The organism is Paraburkholderia sp. TE9906, from assembly GCF_056279605.1.
Genome location: NZ_JBWCCT010000002.1, coordinates 233,683 through 250,243, shown reverse-complemented (window position 1 = coordinate 250,243; position 16,561 = coordinate 233,683). Strand labels below are relative to the sequence as shown.

Here is a 16,561-nt window from a genome sequence, read left to right as displayed (position 1 = left end):
TCAGTGCAATGAATTCGATAGGTTCTAGTTATACACCCTATGGGGTCGGTTCGCCACCTCTTGTTTCGGGACCGGCGCGCGAGCCGTGCAGCAGCGGCTTTCCAATCGAAGTCAAAGCCGCTTCACGCTTTCAGATAGTGCTCACGCGCCCCGAGCCACCGCGCCAGATGCTGCAGCACCACGTCCGGATACTGTTCGAGCAACACCGCGGCCGCCTCGCGCGCGGGTTCGATCAGCCACTGGTCGTTTTCGAGATCGGCGAACCGCAGCATCGCCGCGCCCGACTGGCGCGCGCCCAGAAACTCCCCCGGCCCACGAATCTCGAGGTCGCGCCGCGCGATCTCGAAGCCGTCCGTCGTTTCGCGCATGGTCTGCAGGCGCGCGCGCGCGGTCATCGACAACGGCCCGGTATAAAGCAGGACGCACACCGACGCAGCACTGCCGCGCCCCACCCGTCCGCGTAGCTGGTGCAGTTGGGCGAGGCCGAAGCGCTCCGCATGCTCGATCACCATCAGCGACGCATTCGGCACGTCGACGCCCACTTCGATCACCGTCGTCGCGACCAGCAGCTGCACCTCGTTGCGGGTGAACGCGTCCATGACCGCGGCCTTCTCGGCGGGGGCGAGGCGTCCATGCACGAGGCCGACCTTCAGCTCGGGCAGCGCGGCCACCAGCGTCTCGTAGGTCTCCACCGCGGTCTGCAATTGCAAGGTCTCGCTTTCCTCGATCAGCGGACACACCCAGTACACCTGACGCCCGGTCAGCGCCGCCTCGCGCACCCGACCGATCACTTCCTCGCGCCGTGCGTCGGAAACCAGCTTGGTCAGGATCGGCGTGCGGCCCGGCGGCAATTCGTCGATGGTCGAGACGTCGAGGTCGGCGTAGTAGGTCATCGCGAGCGTGCGCGGAATCGGCGTCGCGGACATCATCAGCTGATGCGGCTGGAAGTCGCGCGCGCCGTCGGCGGCGTTGAGCGCCTTGGCGCGCAGCGCGAGCCGTTGCGCGACGCCGAAGCGGTGCTGCTCGTCGACGATCACGAGCCCGAGGCGAGCGAACTCCACCGCGTCCTGAATGATCGCGTGCGTGCCGATCACGAGTTGCGCGGTGCCGAGCGCGGCGGCTTCGATCGCGGCGCGCTTCTCTTTGGTCTTCAGACTGCCCGCCAGCCACGCGACGCTCACACCGAGCGGCTCCAGCCAGCCGCGCAATTTGCGCGCGTGCTGTTCGGCGAGGATTTCGGTCGGCGCCATCAGCGCGGCCTGATAGCCGGCGTCGATGGCCTGCGCGGCGGCCAGCGCGGCGACGATCGTCTTGCCGCTGCCGACGTCGCCCTGCAGCAGCCGCTGCATCGGATGCGGCTGGGTCAGATCGAGGGCGATCTCACCGCCGACGCGCTCCTGCGCCCTGGTCAGCGAAAACGGCAGCGCCTTCAGCAGACGCGCCACCAGGGCCGACTCGTCGCCCTGCTTGCGGCGCGGCATGGCGGGCGCGGCACGGGTGCGGCGCTCGTCGTGCGCGCGCTTGAGCGACATCTGTTGCGCGAGCAGCTCCTCGAACTTGATGCGCACCCACGCCGGATGCGTGCCGTCGATCAGCGCGGTCTCGTCGGACTGCACGCCGGGATGGTGCAGCGTGCGCACGGCATCCATCAGCGATGGCACGCCAAGCGGCTGGAGGTGCGCCCGCGCGACCGGCTCGGGCAGCAACTCCGGCAACGACGTGCGCGACAAGGCGTTGTCGATCGCCTTGCGCAGATAGGCCTGCGTAACGCCCGCAGTGCTCGGGTAGACGGGCGTCAGCGCCTGCGGCAGCGGCGTGTCCTCGTCGACCACGCGCACGGCCGGATGCACCATCTCCATGCCGAAGAAGCCGCCACGCACGTCGCCGCGCACCCGCAGCCGCGCGCCGATCGCCATCTGCTTGACCTGCGAGCCGTAGAAGTTCAGAAAGCGCAGGACGAGTTCGTCGCCGGCGTCGTCGTGCAGCTTCACCAGCAACTGACGGCGCGGGCGATAGGCGATCTCGTTGTCAAACACCACACCTTCGGTTTGCGCGATGCCGCCCGGCAGTAGATGGCCGATCGGCGTCAGCGAGGTTTCGTCTTCGTAGCGCATCGGCAGATGCAGCACAAGGTCGATGGCGCGCGTGAGGCCGAGTTTGGCGAGCTTGTCGGCGGTTTTGACGGGGGGCTTGGTTGCGCGTTTTTCCGTGCCTTCATCGGCGCCTTTCTCGGCGCCCCTCGCGGCGGCCTTGCCGGCGGGTTTAGCGGCAGGTTTAGCGGCGGACTTCGGCGTGGACGTGCCGGCGGGCTTGTCGCCGAAGGGGTCGGCCGCGCCGAACGGTGCTGTCGCGCCGGGTGATGCGGCTGGTTCGTCGCCGGCCTGGCCCTCTTGCGACACGACCTTTTCGCTCGCCAGCGTCCCGCCCGCCCCCACCTCGCTCACCCGCTCCGCCGCGTTGCCTCGCGCGACGCGGCGCTTCGGTTCGGCGCTCACTTCATCGGTAGCGGAGGGCAAACGGCGGTCGGACAAAGGCATGGGCTGCTTCGCAAGTACAATATCGGCTGTCAAAGGGTTCGCCGCCGACGGGTTCACCGCAGGCGCGTGGGCTAGCGGGCCGCTCTGGCGTCCCGCAATCATAGCCGCCCGGCTCCGGCTTCGGCTCAATTCAGTCTCAATTCGCTTCCAGTCGTTCGCATGTTTACGCTTTCCGATTTCGATTTCGATTTGCCGCCCGAGCTGATCGCGCAAGTCGCCCTGCCCGAGCGCAGCGCCAGCCGTCTGCTCGAGGTGAACAACACCGGCGGCGCCGACGCCGCGCGTCTGATCGACCGCCGCTTCGCCGAGCTGCCCGAGTGCATCGCGCCCGGCGATCTGCTGGTCTTCAACGATACCAAAGTCCTGAAGGCGCGCTTTCTCGGCCAGAAGGCCAGTGGCGGCAAGGTCGAGGTGCTGGTGGAACGCCTCACCGGCGAGCGCACGGCGCTCGCGCAGATTCGCGCGAGCAAGAGCCCGCAGCCGGGCACCACGATCCGTCTCGCGGACGCGTTCGACGTTACCCTCGGCGAGCGGGTCGAGCCGTTCTACACGCTGCACTTCCCCGACGACTGCCTGACGCTGATCGAGCAGTTCGGCCGCCTGCCGCTGCCGCCGTACATCGAGCACGATCCCGATTCGACCGACGAGACCCGTTATCAAACCGTGTTCGCGCAGAATCCCGGCGCGGTCGCGGCACCCACCGCCGGGCTGCATTTCGATGACGCGCTGCTCGCGCAACTCGACGCCCGCGGCGTGCAACGCGCGACGCTGACGCTGCACGTCGGCGCGGGCACGTTCCAGCCGGTGCGGGTTGAGAATCTCGCCGAGCACAAGATGCACAGCGAGTGGTATCACCTGCCGCAGTCGCTCGCCGACAGGATCGCGGCGACCAAGGCGCGCGGCAATCGCGTGATCGCGGTGGGCACGACCTCGATGCGCGCGCTCGAAGCCGCCGCGCGCGACGCCGAAGCCGCCGGCCGGCCGCTCGCTGCAGCCAGCACGGAAACCGACATTTTCATCACGCCAGGTTACAAATTCCGTGTGGTCGACCGGCTGGTGACGAATTTCCACTTGCCGAAGTCGACGTTGCTGATGCTGGTGTCGGCGTTCGCCGGCGTCGAGACGATTCGCGCGGCGTACCGTCATGCGATCGAAGAGCGTTACCGGTTCTTCAGCTACGGCGATGCGATGCTGCTGACGCGCCGCGACGTCTGAAAACAGCCTGGCCGTATTGAAGTTTTTGCAGTTCCCTCGCCGCCGTGAACATTCGCGGCGGCATTTCAACGTTTGGGGTTGTCGATCAGAGTCAGCGCTTTTAGCGCTTTCCCGGTCCGATGCAGAATCACCCATCCGAAGTCCGCTTCAACATTCGCGCCGGACTGTTTTCCGGTAGCCCAGGAGTTACTCAATGACCCTCGGTCATCAATCGCAAGAGACCACCACCGAGCGCCCCGCCAACGGCCTCAAATTCGAACTGCTCGGCACCGACGGTCAGGCGCGGCGCGGGCGCGTCACGCTGAATCACGGCGTGGTGGAAACGCCGATCTTCATGCCGGTCGGCACCTACGGTACGGTGAAGGCGGTCCAGCCGCGCGAACTGGAAGAAATGCACGCGCAGATCATTCTGGGCAACACCTTCCACCTGTGGCTGCGCCCCGGTCTGGAAACCATCGAAGCCCACGGCGGCCTGCACGGCTTCATGGGCTGGAAGAAGCCGATCCTGACGGACTCCGGCGGCTTCCAGGTGTTCTCGCTCGGCGACCTGCGCAAGATCACCGAAGACGGCGTCACGTTCGCGTCGCCGATCAACGGCGACAAGCTGTTCCTGTCGCCGGAAGTGTCGATGCAGGTTCAGAAGGTGCTCAACTCGGACATCGTCATGCAGTTCGACGAATGCACGCCGTACGCGACCAACAACGTGCCGACCTCGCACAAGGATGCAGCCGACTCGATGCGCATGTCGATGCGCTGGGCGCAGCGCTCGATCGACGAGTTCAGGCGGCTCGGCAATCCGAACGCGCTGTTCGGCATCGTCCAGGGCGGCATGTTCGAGGACCTGCGCGACGAGTCGCTCGCGGGTCTCGCGGAAATGGACTTCCACGGCCTCGCGATCGGCGGCCTGTCGGTCGGCGAGCCGAAGGAAGACATGATGCGCGTGCTGAACCACATCGGCCCGAAGCTGCCTGCCGACAAGCCGCACTATCTGATGGGCGTCGGCACGCCGGAAGATCTGGTGGCCGGGGTCGCTGCCGGCGTCGACATGTTCGATTGCGTGATGCCGACCCGCAACGCGCGCAACGGCTGGCTGTTCACGCGTTTCGGCGACATCAAGATCCGCAACGCCACGCACAGGAACTCGCTGCGCCCGCTCGACGAGCAATGCGGCTGCTACACCTGCCGCAATTTCACGCGCGGCTACCTGCACCACCTGCACCGTGTCGGCGAAATCCTCGGCGCGCAGCTGAATACGATCCACAACCTGCACTACTACCTCGAACTGATGCAGGAAATGCGCGACGCGATCGACGCGAAGATGTTCGAGCCGTTCCGCAAACGCTTCCACGAGAACCGCGCGCGCGGCGTCGAACAGGCGCCCTGACAGGGTCCGGCGCGCGGATTCAACCGAAGAATCCGCGCGCCGCGACCCGAAAACCTTACAATCCACTTTCGCGGACGGCGTAAAAAGGCTTTAAACGGTTGATCGCAAAGCCGATTCGCCGCGCCGACGCGCGTCAGGCCGGTGGTAGAATAATCGGCTGATTTTTTTGATCGTTTGACTGATAACGGAGAGACCAACGTGTCGTTCATTTCCAATGCCTTTGCCCAAGGCACAGCAACAGGTGGCATTGAATCGAACCTGATGAGCTTCCTGCCGCTGATCCTGATGTTCGGCGTGCTGTACTTCATCATGATTCGCCCGCAAATGAAGCGCCAGAAGGAGCATCGCAACATGCTCGCCGCCATGGCCAAGGGCGACGAAGTGGTGACGAACGGCGGCATCGTCGGCAAGGTGACCAAGGTGGGTGAGGCTTACGTCGGCGTCGAAATCTCGGAAGGCACGGAAATCACCGTGCAGAAAGCGTCGGTCACGACGATTCTCCCGAAGGGCACGATCAAGTCGCTGTAAGGCCTGCTCTCTCGCGTCCGGCGCGGCCTCGCCGGCGATTCACGCCAACCCGTGCTGAATCACCCGCGCTCATCGCCGGACGCATCGCTTCCAAGCCAACCTTCCCGTTGGACCACTCATGAATCGCTACCCCCTCTGGAAATACGCCGTGATGCTGGTGGCTCTGGTCATCGGCCTCGTGTACACGCTGCCCAACCTGTTCGGCGAAGCGCCGGCGGTGCAGGTGTCGAGCGGCAAGGCAACGGTCAGGCTCGACTCGACCACGCTGGCTGCAGTCGAAGCCGCGCTCGCCGCCAATCAGATCAAGCCGACCGCCGTCACGTTCGACAATTCGACGACCAACACGAACATTCGCGTGCGTCTGCCGGACACCGACACGCAATTGCGCGTCAAGGACCTGCTGCAGAAAACGCTGAACAGCGATCCGACCGATCCGCAGTTCATCGTCGCGCTGAACCTGCAAAGCGCATCGCCCACCTGGCTCTCGGCACTGCACGCGCTGCCGATGTACCTCGGTCTCGATCTGCGCGGCGGTGTGCACTTCCTGCTGCAAGTGGACATGGCCGGCGCGCTCAACAAGAAGCTCGACTCGGACGCCTCGGACGTGCGCACGCTGCTGCGCGACAACAACGTGCGCGACGGCGGCGTGAATCGCGTGGGCCAGTCGGTGGTGGTCAATCTGGCCGATCAGGCTACGGCGGACGCGGCGCTCAAGCTGCTCGGCCGCGGCATCAGCGAACTCCAGTGGGCCTCGCAGGCGGGCCAGGACGGCGGTGTGCAACTGGTCGGCACGTTCACGCCGGCGGTGCAACGCGCCGTGCAGGACGCCGCGCTCAAGCAGAACATCACCACGCTGCATAACCGCGTGAACGAACTCGGCGTGGCCGAGCCGGTGATCCAGCAGCAAGGCGCGGACCGCATCGTGGTCGAGCTGCCGGGCGTGCAGGACACGGCCAAGGCGAAGGACATCATCGGCCGCACGGCGACGCTCGAAGCGCGCCTCGCCGACCCGGTCAACACGCATCCGAATCCGTCCGACCCGGTGCCGCCGGGCGACGAACTGTTCACCCAGGGCAACCAGACGCCGGTGCTGCTGCGCAAGCAGGTCATCTTCACGGGCGACCGGATCATCGATGCGTCGGCGGGCTTCGACGAACATCAGCGTCCTTCCGTCAGTCTGCGCCTCGACTCGGCCGGCGGCCGCGCGCTGCGCAGCGTGTCGCGCGACAACATCGGCAAGCCGATGGCGATGGTGCTGTTCGAACGCGGCAAGGGCGAAGTGCTGACGGTGGCGACCATCCAGTCGGAACTGGGCGACCGCTTCCAGATCACCGGTCAGCCCACTCCGCAAGCCGCCGCCGACCTCGCGCTGCTGCTGCGCGCCGGTTCGCTCGCCGCGCCGATGGAAATCATCGAAGAACGCACGATCGGCCCGAGCCTCGGCGCCGACAACATCAAGAAGGGCTTCCACTCGGTGGTGTGGGGCTTCGCAGCGATCGCCGTGTTCATGATCGCGTACTACATGCTGTTCGGCGTAATCTCGATGATCGGTCTGTCGGTCAACCTGCTGCTGCTGATCGCGGTGCTGTCGATGTTGCAGGCCACGCTGACCTTGCCGGGTATCGCCGCTATTGCGCTCGCGCTCGGTATGGCGATCGACGCGAACGTGCTGATCAACGAACGCGTGCGTGAAGAACTGCGCAACGGCGCGCCGCCGCAACTGGCGATCCAGAACGGCTACGCGCATGCATGGGCGACGATTCTCGACTCGAACGTCACCACGCTGATCGCCGGTCTCGCATTGCTCGCCTTTGGCTCCGGCCCGGTGCGCGGCTTCGCGATGGTCCACTGTATCGGCATTCTGACGTCGATGTTCTCGGCGGTGTTCTTCTCGCGCGGTATCGTCAACCTCTGGTACGGCGGCAAGAAGAAGCTGAAGTCGCTGGCGATCGGCCAGGTGTGGCGTCCGGAAACGGCGCCCGCGGGCTCGGGCGCTTACCTCGGCAACAACGACGCCGACACCGACACCGCGAAAGCCGTCGCCAAGGCCGCAGCCAAGCCGAAGGCTCCGGCAGGCGCGCAGGCGCGCACCGGCAAGCCGACCGTGCGCCGCCGCGATGCGTCGGGTTCCTCGAACACGCCGCAGAAACCGGGTTCATCCCGCTGAGTCCCGGAGAACAAGACCATGGAATTTTTCCGTTTTCGCAAAGACATTCCGTTCATGCAGCGTGCGTTGATCTTCAACGCAATCTCGCTGCTGACGTTCCTTGCCGCTGTGTTCTTCCTCGTGCATCGCGGGCTGCATCTGTCGGTGGAGTTCACCGGCGGGACCGTGATCGAAGTGCAGTATCCGGGCGCCGCGCCGCTTGATCCGGTGCGCGGCACGCTGGCCAAACTCGGCTACGCGGACGCCCAGGTGCAAAACTTCGGCACCTCGCGCGACGTGCTGATCCGTCTGCCGCTCAAGCAGGGCTACACGTCGGCGCAACAGAGCGATCAGGTGATGACCGCGCTGAAGGCCGAGACGCCGCAGGTGCAATTGCAGCGCGTCGAGTTCGTCGGCCCGCAGGTCGGCAAGGAACTCGCCACCGACGGCCTGCTCGCACTCGCCTGCGTGGTGATCGGCATCGTGATCTACCTGTCGTTCCGCTTCGAATGGAAGTACGCGGTGGCCGGCGTGATCGCGAACTTGCACGATGTGGTGATCATTCTCGGCTTCTTCGCGTTCTTCCAGTGGGAGTTCTCGTTGTCGGTGCTGGCCGCGGTGCTTGCGGTGCTCGGCTATTCGGTGAACGAGTCGGTCGTTATCTTCGACCGGATTCGCGAGACCTTCCGCCGCGAACGCAAGCTGACCGTGATCGAGGTGATCAACCACGCGATCACCAGCACGATGTCGCGAACCATCATCACGCACGGCTGTACGCAGATGATGGTGCTGTCGATGTTCCTGTTCGGCGGCCCGACGCTGCACTACTTCGCGCTGGCGCTGACGGTCGGTATTCTGTTCGGTATCTATTCGTCGGTGTTCGTCGCCGCCGCGCTCGCGATGTGGCTCGGCGTGAAGCGCGAAGATCTGGTGAAGGACAAGAAGGAACGCACCGATCCGAACGACCCGAACGCGGGCGCCCAAGTCTGATCCTGTTGTAGAGGCGGACTTCGTCAACCATGCAAAAGGCCGGTTCTTCCTGAACCGGCCTTTTACGTTTACCGGCGCGTCGCCTCAGCGAAATCCAAGCTTGCGACGCGCTGCCATCAACGCGACGAGGCTCACCGCCGCGGCAAAAATCAGGTAGTAGCTCGGCGCCGCCTTCGACCCCGTGGCGCTGATCAGCCACGCGATGATGAACGGCCCGAAGCCGCCGAAGATCGTCACGGCGATGTTATACGCGAGCGACATGCCGGTCGTGCGCGTCTGCACCGGGAACATCTCCGACAGCAAACCCGGCAGCGCCGCGAAGTACCCCGTCATCAGGAAACCGAACACGATCTGCATCGCCATCAGCGTGCCGAACGTCGGGTGCGCGACCAGATACAGAAAGGCCGGATAGATCAGCACGAGCAGCAGCAGCGCCGGCACCAGCATGATCGTGGTGCGCCCATGCCGGTCCGACAGATGACCGATCAGCTGCGAGAACACCATCTGGATCACGCCGGTCAGCGCGATCGCCGAGAACGCGACCGACGGCGCCAGCCCAAGCTGCTTCACGCCATAGGTCGGCATGAACAGCACCAGATACGTCGACACGGTGCCGAGCACCACCACGCCGATCGCGATCACGAGCCGCAGCTTCTGGCTCGCGAAGGTGTCGCGCAGCGGCGTCGTGGTGGTTTCGGCCGCGAGGAATTCGGGGGTCTCGTCGAGCTTCGTGCGAATGTACCAGGCGACCGGCCCGATCAGCAGACCGAAGAAGAACGGCACGCGCCAGCCCCACGACGCCATCTGTTCCGGCGCCAGCGAACCGGTGAGCAGCACGCCGAAGCCGGCGGCCAGCAGCGTCGTGAGTCCCTGGCTCGCCACCTGCCAGCTGGCGAAGAAACCGCGCCGTCCCGGCACGTGCTCGGCGAGAAACGCGGTCGCGCTGCCGAATTCACCGCCCGCCGAGAAGCCCTGCATCAGACGCGCCATCACGAGAATCAGCGGCGCGGCGAGGCCGATGCTCTGATAGGTCGGCAGGATCGCGATGATCAGCGTGCCGCCCATCATCAGCAGGATCGACAGCGTGAGCGCGGCCTTGCGCCCGGCGCGATCCGCGTACGCGCCGATCACGATCGCCCCGAGCGGGCGCATGAAGAACGACACGCCGAAGGTGCCGAGCGTCAGCAGCAGCGAGACCGTGTCGTTGCCGGCCGGAAAAAACAGCTTCGCGATGGTCACCGCGAAAAAGCCGTACACCACCAGGTCGAACCATTCCAGCGCATTGCCGATCGAGGCGGCGATCACCGCGCGCCACGAACTCTGCCGGCTCCCCGCGAGGCTTGCTGCGGTCGTTGCATTCATCCAGATCTCCAGTTCGCGCGAAATATTGTTTGATGCGGGCGCGCTGCGCCCGATGCAGCCGAATCCGATGCGCGCCTCACCGGTTCGGTGCCAGCGCTCTATTTAACTGGAAAATAAATCCGGCGCGAGCGGCAAATTGGATGCAGCGCCGCATGAGGCCTCAGGGCGGATCGCGCAAAGCGCCGACGGATAACGGACACGCAAGAAAAAACCGCTTCGTCGCAAGGCGAACGAAGCGGCTTCCTGTGTTGCGGCGCAACGGCGACGCGGGTCAAGGCGCTTACTGCTTGATACCTTCCGACTGGATATGCAGCCGCGTCTCCATGCTGAAGCCGTACTTAGCGCCGGAATCCATGCCGAAATCGGCGCGGCTGAACTGGGCGCTCGCCTCCACGCCGCATACTTCACGTTTGAGCACCGGGTGCTGCATGCACTTGAACGAATCGATCTTCAGATTGAGCGGCTTGGTCACACCGCGCATCGTCAGATTGCCGACCACTTCGACCGGCTTGTCGCCGTCAAAGCGGATCGCGGTGCCCTTATAGGTCACCGCGGGGTACTTCGCGACGTCGAAAAAATCATCCGTTTTCAGATGTTCGTCCAGCTTGCTGTTGCCGGTCTGGATCGAAGCCGGATCGACCGTCACGTCCACCGTGCCGGTCTTCGCCGCGCGGTCGAGCGTCACCGTGCCGGCGCTCTTCGTGAACTTGCCGCGCCACACCGACAGCCCGCCGAAGTGATCCGCCTCGAAGCTCGGATACGTGTGGGTCGGGTCGAGCTGATAGGTATCGGCCGCAAACGCGCCGAACGAGATAGAAGAAGCAAGTGCGCCGACGGCGATCAACATGGATGTTTTCAATTCATGCTCCTCGATTCTGGGGAAAAAAGCGGTGAGAAAAACGGCCGCGCCCAACGAACGTCCAACGAGCGCAGCGGACATCACGCGCATCGCACGCTTCACTTATGCGCCGCGACGATATGAAACTTGATCACCACGTCATCGGCAACCACCGACGTGTCCTTCCACTCGCCGGTGCCGATGTCGAATTGCGAACGCTTGATCGGCAGCGAGCCGTCGAAGGTTTGCGTCGCGCCTTGCTGGCTCACCGTGACCGGCACCACCACGGTCTGCGACTTGCCCTTGATGGTCAGCTTGCCGGTCACCTTGAACTGATTGCCGCCGGCCGGCGCGATCGCACTCGACACGAAGGTGGCGCTCGGGTAGGTTTTCGCGTCGAACCACTCCTTGCCGCGCACCTGGTCGTTGTAGCTTTCGTCGCCGAGGTCATAGCTGCCCACGTCGATGGTGAGCTGCGCGCTGCCCTCGGCCGGTTTGGCCGGATCGAAGCTGACCTGCGCGGCGAACTTGTTGAACTTGCCCTCCACCGGCACGTTCATCTGCTTCGAGGTGGCCGTCACCGAACTCTTCGCGAGGTCCACCTGCGCGAGCGCGCTGCCGGCCGCGGTCAGCGAGGCCGCGGCGAACGCGGCGAGCATGTAGCGATAAAACGAGACCTTCATGGTTGTCCTTATTTGAGGAAAGGGAGCATGCGCGACAGCAGGCCGTCGCGATCCAGCCATTGATGCTTGAGCGCGGCCGCCACGTGCAGCGCGACCAGCACGAGCAACGTGTAATTCAGCGCGATATGCACGGCCTTGAGCAGTTCCTTCAGGTGCGGGTCCGGCGCGATCAGACGCGGCAGCGGGATCAGTCCGAGGTACACCACCGGCACGTTCGCCGCCAAGCTGTACAGGTAGCCGGAGGCGGGAATGGCGATCATCAGCACGTACAGCAGCACATGCACGAGATGCGCAGCGCCGCGCTGCCAGGCGGGCATGCGGCGCGGCATCGGCGGGGCCGCGTGAGTCGCGCGCCACAGGATGCGCAGGATCGCGAGAGCGAACACCGTCACGCCGATCCATTTGTGCCAGGAGAAATAACGCAGCTTGGTGGGCGTGAAGCCCGGGATGTCGGTCATCACCCAGCCGAGCGCGAAGCCGCACACGATCAGAAGCGCGATCAGCCAGTGAAAGGCGATGGCGGTCCGCGTGTACGACTCCCGGCTGCCGAATGAAGGATTGAGTGCCATGACAGGTCAACGCAAGCTAATAGAGGTTAACGGCGCAGCTTGCTCTGCTATTCCCTGCGTCGATGCGCATGGCATCGGAGTGTGCGGCCAGGGACTTGCCTGCTGCGATAGACGCCAAGGCCGCCATGCTACCCCATGCAAAAGAAGCTGGCAGGGGGATTCGGATCGGACTGGTTCGGATTTTGCTGCACAGCGATCCGTCGTTCGATAATCGGGGGGCCGAAAATGCCGAATCGATACCCAAGCGATACCTGAGCGCGCGCAACTGCCCGATGCCGGCCGCCGCCCGGCTCGCGATGCGCGCCCAAGGATGGGGTCGGGGCAGCGGCAAAAAAGCCACCTTTGGTACTATGGCTGCACTCTCGCCCGGCCTGCCAATAAGAACCGGCCTTGCACGCTGCCTTTCACGTCGTTAGCCCTTTTGCCGTATGGACCATGACAACCTGATCGCGTGCCATGAATGCGATACGCTTTTCCGCAAGCCACGGCTTGTGGGGCGCACGAGCGCACGCTGTCCGCGCTGCGGCGCGACGCTCTATCGCGGCGTCTCGCGCAAGCTGGACAGCATCTGTGCGATGACGCTGGCCGCGCTGATCACCTTCGTGATCGCGCAGGGCTTTCCGATCGTCGAACTCGAAACCAACGGTATCACCTCGCAAACTACACTGTTCGGCGCGCTCATCGCGCTGTGGGACGAGGACATGCAGATCGTCGCGGTGATGGTGTTCTGCTCGACCATCCTGTTTCCGCTGACCGAACTCGTCGCGCTGCTCTACGTGCTGGTGCCGCTGCGTGCCGGCTACGTGCCCTCCGCATTCAACCGCGTGCTGCGCGCGATCCAGTTCGTGCGCCCATGGGGGATGATCGAAGTGTTCATGCTCGGCGTGCTGATCACGATCGTGAAGATGGTCAGCCTCGCGCGCGTGATCCCCGAGGCCGCGCTGTTCGCGTTCGGCACCCTGACGCTGATGTTCGCGGTGGTCGTCACGTTCGATCCGCGCGTGCTGTGGGATCTCGCCGACGAACTCGGCGAGCGCAACCAGCGGCCGCTGCCGCGCACCGCCGCCGACAGCGCCGCCGCTGCCGTCGGCACGCAGGCCGGCCCGCCCGCACCGGCTGACTTGCCCGCCGCGCCCACCGCGCCGCCGGACGGTGCGTCTACCGCCGCGCAACCGCCGTTGCCACCCGGCGCGCCGCCCGCGCCGCATCAGGGATGAGCGCACGATGAAATACGTCACCGCGAAACGCGCGGGGCTCGTCTCCTGCCACGCATGCGGACGCGTCGAGCCGCGCATCCGCTCGGTCACGCCGCAGCACTGCGGACGCTGCGGCGCGCACCTGCACGTGCGCAACCCCGACAGCCTGATGCGCACCTGGGCGCTGCTGATCGCCGCGGCGCTGCTGTATATTCCGGCCAACCTGTTGCCGGTGATGCACACTGCGTCGCTGCTCGGCTCCGAAGACGACACCATCATGAGCGGCGTCGTGTATTTCTGGACCTCGGGCGACTGGCCGCTCGCGGTGATCGTGTTCATCGCCAGCATCATGGTGCCGATGCTCAAGCTGAGCGTGCTGGTGCTGCTCACCGTCACCGCGCAGCGCCGCTCGCGCTGGCGGCCGGAGCAGCGCACCACGCTGTACCGGATGGTCGAGCGGATCGGCCGCTGGTCGATGCTCGACGTGTTCGTCGTCACGCTCACCGTCGCGCTCGTGCGCTTCAAATCGCTTGCCGTGATCACGGCCGGACCGGGCGCGATCGCGTTCGGCTCGGTAGTGATCCTGACCATGATGGCGTCCATGCAATTCGATCCACGGCTCATCTGGGACCCCGTGGACGGTAATACTCAAAAACCTCAGGATCTCGACCATGACTAGCCCGCAAGGACCGACGCCCGCCTCCGGCGATTCGAACGGACCCAGGCTGCCGCCGCAACTCCCGGACCCCGACATCGAGCCGCGCAGCCGCTGGCTGCCGTCGCTCGTCTGGGTGATTCCGCTGATCGCCGCGCTGATCGGCATCGCGCTCGTGATCAAGTCGGTGACCGAAAAAGGTCCGGTCATCACGATCAGCTTCATCAGCGCCGAAGGCCTCGAGCCCGGCAAGACCAAGGTCAAGTACAAGGACGTCGACGTCGGGTCGGTGAAGACCATCACGCTCGCGCAGGATCTGTCGCACGTGCTGGTGCAGGTCCAGTTGACCAAGGAAGGCGAAAAATTCGCGGTCAAGGATTCGCGCTTCTGGGTGGTGCGCCCGCGCGTCGGCGCAAGTGGCGTATCGGGTCTCACCACGCTGCTCTCGGGTGCGTACATCGGCACGGATGCCGGCCGTTCGTCGGATACCGAGAAGAACTTCGTCGGCCTCGAAACGCCGCCACCGATCACCGGCGACCAGAAGGGTCACCAGTTCGTGCTGCACGGCGACTCGCTCGGCTCGATCGACATCGGCTCGCCGATCTTCTACCGGCGCGTGCAGGTCGGCCAGGTGGTCGGCTTCTCGCTCGACAAAGACGGCACCGGCGTGACCATGCAGGTATTCGTGTCCGCGCCGTTCGACCAGTACGTCGGCACCAACTCGCGCTGGTGGCATGCGAGCGGCGTCGACTTGCGGCTCGATTCGAGCGGCTTCAAGCTGAACACGCAGTCGCTCGCGACGGTGATCGTCGGCGGCCTGTCGTTCCAGTCGCCGCCCGGCCAGGGTGTGGGCGCGCAGGCGCCGAACAACATGACGTTCCGGCTCGCGTCGGATGAAGCGGACGCGATGCGCGACCCGGACGGCGTGCCGCTGCGCGTGGTGATGAACTTCAACCAGTCGCTGCGCGGGCTGTCGATCGGCGCGCCGATCGATTTCCGCGGCATCGTGCTGGGCCAGGTGACCAATATCGGCATCGACTACGATCCGAAGACGCGCAGCTTCACGATGCCGGTGACGATGAACATCTACCCCGACCGCCTCGGCAAGCGCTTCCGCGAGACCGCCCCGGCGCCGGGCAGCCTCGCCGGTCAGAACATGCTGCAGCAACTGGTCAAGCATGGACTGCGCGGCCAGTTGCGCACCGGCAATCTGATCACGAGCCAGCTGTACGTCGCGCTGGATATTTTCCCGAAGGCGGCGCCGGCCACCGTCGACGTCGCGAGCGATCCGCTCGAGCTGCCGACCATCCCGAACACGCTCGACGAGTTGCAGCTCCAGGTCGCCGACATCGCGAAGAAGCTCGACAAGGTGCCGTTCGACCAGATCGGCACCAACCTGAACAGCGCGCTGAAAAACGCCGATCAACTGTTCACGCGCCTCGACAAGGAAGTCGTGCCGCAAGCCCGCGACACGCTCGCGGCGGCGAAGCAGACCTTCGGCTCGGCGCAGGCGACGTTGCAGCAGGACTCGCCGTTGCAGTCGGATGTTCATCAGGCGTTGCAGGAACTGACGCGCACGTTGCAGTCGTTGAACGCGCTGTCGGACTATCTGGAGCGCCATCCCGAATCGCTGTTGCGCGGTAAATCAGGAGATAAACCATGATGTTTGCCCGGCTCCCCCGCCCATCGCGCGCGCTCGTGCGCGGCGCTGCGTACGCCGGCGCGCTGGCCGCGGCTGTGACTCTGGCGGCATGCGCGTCGCCGCCGAGCCGCTTTTACACGCTGGGCGCCGATGCCGCGGCCGGCTCCGCCGCGCCGGGCGGCACGCGGACGGCCGCCGCGCAGACCTGGCTGATCGAGGTCGCGCCGGTCGACGTGCCGCCGCAAGTGGCGAAAAATCAACTCGTCGTGCAGACCGCCCCGACCCAGGTCAAGGTGCTCGAAGAGGAGCGCTGGGCGTCGCTGCCCGGCGACGAAATCCGCCGCGCGCTGTCCACGAGTCTCACGCAGCAGCTCGGCACCATCGACGTCTATGGCACCGCGCATCCGGATGCGACGCCGGTGTATCGCGTCAGCATGAATGTGCAACGCTTCGAGTCGTGGCCCGGCTCGCATGCGTTGATCGATGCGGTGTGGAGCGTGCGGGCCGTGCGCAGCAACGCGGTGATGACGTGCCGCAGCGTGGTGAACGAGGCGGTTAGCGGCGGCTATGACGCGCTCGTCGAAGGACACCGTCGCGCGTTGCAGCAGATTAGCGGGCAGATCGCGTCGGCGGTGCAGGCGATGGCTGCGGCGGCTCCGCGTAGCGTGGCGAGTGGCTCGTCGGGCAAGGAGGCCGCGGTGGTCGTGCCGGCGTGTCCTGTCGCGGGTGCCACTACGGCGGCGGCGGCTGGCGGTTGAGGGAGGTTGGGTTTAAGCGTCTCTCGCGTCTGCGCGTTTTCGCTTTGGCCGCGTTGAA

Annotated in this window: 14 protein-coding genes; 9 read left to right on the top strand and 5 right to left on the bottom strand. The window is 65.3% G+C overall.

The genetic code is table 11. The features are described 5' to 3' along the window. Positions 1-122: 122 nt before the first annotated feature. On the bottom strand, positions 123-2,537 hold the full coding sequence (gene recG, locus ACZ9H4_RS05045) for an ATP-dependent DNA helicase RecG (protein ID WP_476118377.1): 2,415 nt from the start codon (positions 2,535-2,537) through the stop codon (positions 123-125). Positions 2,538-2,696: 159 nt separating this feature from the next. On the opposite strand from recG, the gene queA reads away from it, so the two are divergent. From queA to secF, 5 genes are all read left to right on the top strand, one after another. After that, entirely contained in the window at positions 2,697-3,752 is a 1,056-nt protein-coding gene (gene queA / locus ACZ9H4_RS05040) for a tRNA preQ1(34) S-adenosylmethionine ribosyltransferase-isomerase QueA (RefSeq protein ID WP_476118376.1), read from the top strand. A gap of 193 nt (positions 3,753-3,945) precedes the next feature. Beyond that, positions 3,946-5,136, top strand: coding sequence for a tRNA guanosine(34) transglycosylase Tgt (tgt, locus tag ACZ9H4_RS05035; RefSeq protein ID WP_408154708.1), 1,191 nt, complete (start codon positions 3,946-3,948; stop codon positions 5,134-5,136). A gap of 198 nt (positions 5,137-5,334) precedes the next feature. Further along, positions 5,335-5,664, top strand: coding sequence for a preprotein translocase subunit YajC (gene yajC / locus ACZ9H4_RS05030; protein WP_007179286.1), 330 nt, complete (start codon positions 5,335-5,337; stop codon positions 5,662-5,664). A gap of 118 nt (positions 5,665-5,782) precedes the next feature. After that, positions 5,783-7,831: a protein translocase subunit SecD gene (secD, locus tag ACZ9H4_RS05025; RefSeq protein WP_408328516.1), complete on the top strand. Its 2,049-nt coding sequence runs from the start codon at positions 5,783-5,785 to the stop codon at positions 7,829-7,831. An 18-nt stretch (positions 7,832-7,849) separates the two neighbouring features. Next, positions 7,850-8,800, top strand: a complete 951-nt coding sequence (secF, locus tag ACZ9H4_RS05020) for a protein translocase subunit SecF (RefSeq protein WP_408143523.1) — start codon at positions 7,850-7,852, stop codon at positions 8,798-8,800. Positions 8,801-8,884: 84 nt separating this feature from the next. On the opposite strand, the gene ACZ9H4_RS05015 is transcribed toward secF, so the two are convergent. The 4 genes from ACZ9H4_RS05015 to ACZ9H4_RS05000 form a co-directional block, all read right to left on the bottom strand. Then, a complete protein-coding gene (locus tag ACZ9H4_RS05015) occupies positions 8,885-10,162 on the bottom strand; it encodes an MFS transporter (RefSeq protein ID WP_476118375.1) in 1,278 nt (425 codons plus the stop codon). Between the two features lie 280 nt (positions 10,163-10,442). Next, positions 10,443-11,009: a YceI family protein gene (locus ACZ9H4_RS05010; protein WP_408143608.1), complete on the bottom strand. Its 567-nt coding sequence runs from the start codon at positions 11,007-11,009 to the stop codon at positions 10,443-10,445. A gap of 110 nt (positions 11,010-11,119) precedes the next feature. After that, the gene (locus ACZ9H4_RS05005; protein ID WP_408143519.1) at positions 11,120-11,683 is read right to left on the bottom strand and encodes a YceI family protein; all 564 of its coding nucleotides are present in this window, start codon (positions 11,681-11,683) and stop codon (positions 11,120-11,122) included. An 8-nt stretch (positions 11,684-11,691) separates the two neighbouring features. Continuing rightward, positions 11,692-12,252, bottom strand: coding sequence for a cytochrome b (locus ACZ9H4_RS05000; RefSeq protein WP_408143517.1), 561 nt, complete (start codon positions 12,250-12,252; stop codon positions 11,692-11,694). Between the two features lie 428 nt (positions 12,253-12,680). Here ACZ9H4_RS05000 and ACZ9H4_RS04995 point away from each other — a divergent pair, with 428 nt between their 5' ends. The 4 genes from ACZ9H4_RS04995 to ACZ9H4_RS04980 are packed head-to-tail and all read left to right on the top strand — an operon-like array spanning position 12,681 to position 16,503. After that, positions 12,681-13,469 (top strand): paraquat-inducible protein A, encoded by a 789-nt coding sequence (locus ACZ9H4_RS04995; protein WP_408154704.1) that lies wholly within the window; start codon positions 12,681-12,683, stop codon positions 13,467-13,469. Between the two features lie 7 nt (positions 13,470-13,476). Beyond that, complete coding sequence (locus ACZ9H4_RS04990; RefSeq protein WP_408154702.1) at positions 13,477-14,127, top strand: paraquat-inducible protein A; 651 nt, start codon at positions 13,477-13,479, stop codon at positions 14,125-14,127. Beyond that, complete coding sequence (locus ACZ9H4_RS04985; protein ID WP_408143512.1) at positions 14,120-15,766, top strand: PqiB family protein; 1,647 nt, start codon at positions 14,120-14,122, stop codon at positions 15,764-15,766. Before ACZ9H4_RS04990 ends, ACZ9H4_RS04985 begins: the two co-directional genes overlap by 8 nt. After that, the gene (locus ACZ9H4_RS04980; protein ID WP_476118373.1) at positions 15,763-16,503 is read left to right on the top strand and encodes a PqiC family protein; all 741 of its coding nucleotides are present in this window, start codon (positions 15,763-15,765) and stop codon (positions 16,501-16,503) included. The genes ACZ9H4_RS04985 and ACZ9H4_RS04980 overlap by 4 nt, the downstream gene beginning before the upstream one ends. Positions 16,504-16,561: the final 58 nt, after the last annotated feature.

Bases quoted from the DNA above. Each gene is read 5' to 3' on its own strand.
- ACZ9H4_RS05005 (WP_408143519.1), bottom strand. From the start codon at position 11,683: ATGAAGGTCTCGTTTTATCGCTACATGCTCGCCGCGTTCGCCGCGGCC.
- secD (WP_408328516.1), top strand. From the start codon at position 5,783: ATGAATCGCTACCCCCTCTGGAAATACGCCGTGATGCTGGTGGCTCTG.
- ACZ9H4_RS05015 (WP_476118375.1), bottom strand. From the start codon at position 10,162: ATGAATGCAACGACCGCAGCAAGCCTCGCGGGGAGCCGGCAGAGTTCG.
- recG (WP_476118377.1), bottom strand. From the start codon at position 2,537: ATGCCTTTGTCCGACCGCCGTTTGCCCTCCGCTACCGATGAAGTGAGC.
- secF (WP_408143523.1), top strand. From the start codon at position 7,850: ATGGAATTTTTCCGTTTTCGCAAAGACATTCCGTTCATGCAGCGTGCG.
- ACZ9H4_RS04990 (WP_408154702.1), top strand. From the start codon at position 13,477: ATGAAATACGTCACCGCGAAACGCGCGGGGCTCGTCTCCTGCCACGCA.
- queA (WP_476118376.1), top strand. From the start codon at position 2,697: ATGTTTACGCTTTCCGATTTCGATTTCGATTTGCCGCCCGAGCTGATC.
- ACZ9H4_RS05000 (WP_408143517.1), bottom strand. From the start codon at position 12,252: ATGGCACTCAATCCTTCATTCGGCAGCCGGGAGTCGTACACGCGGACC.
- tgt (WP_408154708.1), top strand. From the start codon at position 3,946: ATGACCCTCGGTCATCAATCGCAAGAGACCACCACCGAGCGCCCCGCC.
- ACZ9H4_RS04995 (WP_408154704.1), top strand. From the start codon at position 12,681: ATGGACCATGACAACCTGATCGCGTGCCATGAATGCGATACGCTTTTC.
- ACZ9H4_RS04980 (WP_476118373.1), top strand. From the start codon at position 15,763: ATGATGTTTGCCCGGCTCCCCCGCCCATCGCGCGCGCTCGTGCGCGGC.
- ACZ9H4_RS05010 (WP_408143608.1), bottom strand. From the start codon at position 11,009: ATGTTGATCGCCGTCGGCGCACTTGCTTCTTCTATCTCGTTCGGCGCG.
- ACZ9H4_RS04985 (WP_408143512.1), top strand. From the start codon at position 14,120: ATGACTAGCCCGCAAGGACCGACGCCCGCCTCCGGCGATTCGAACGGA.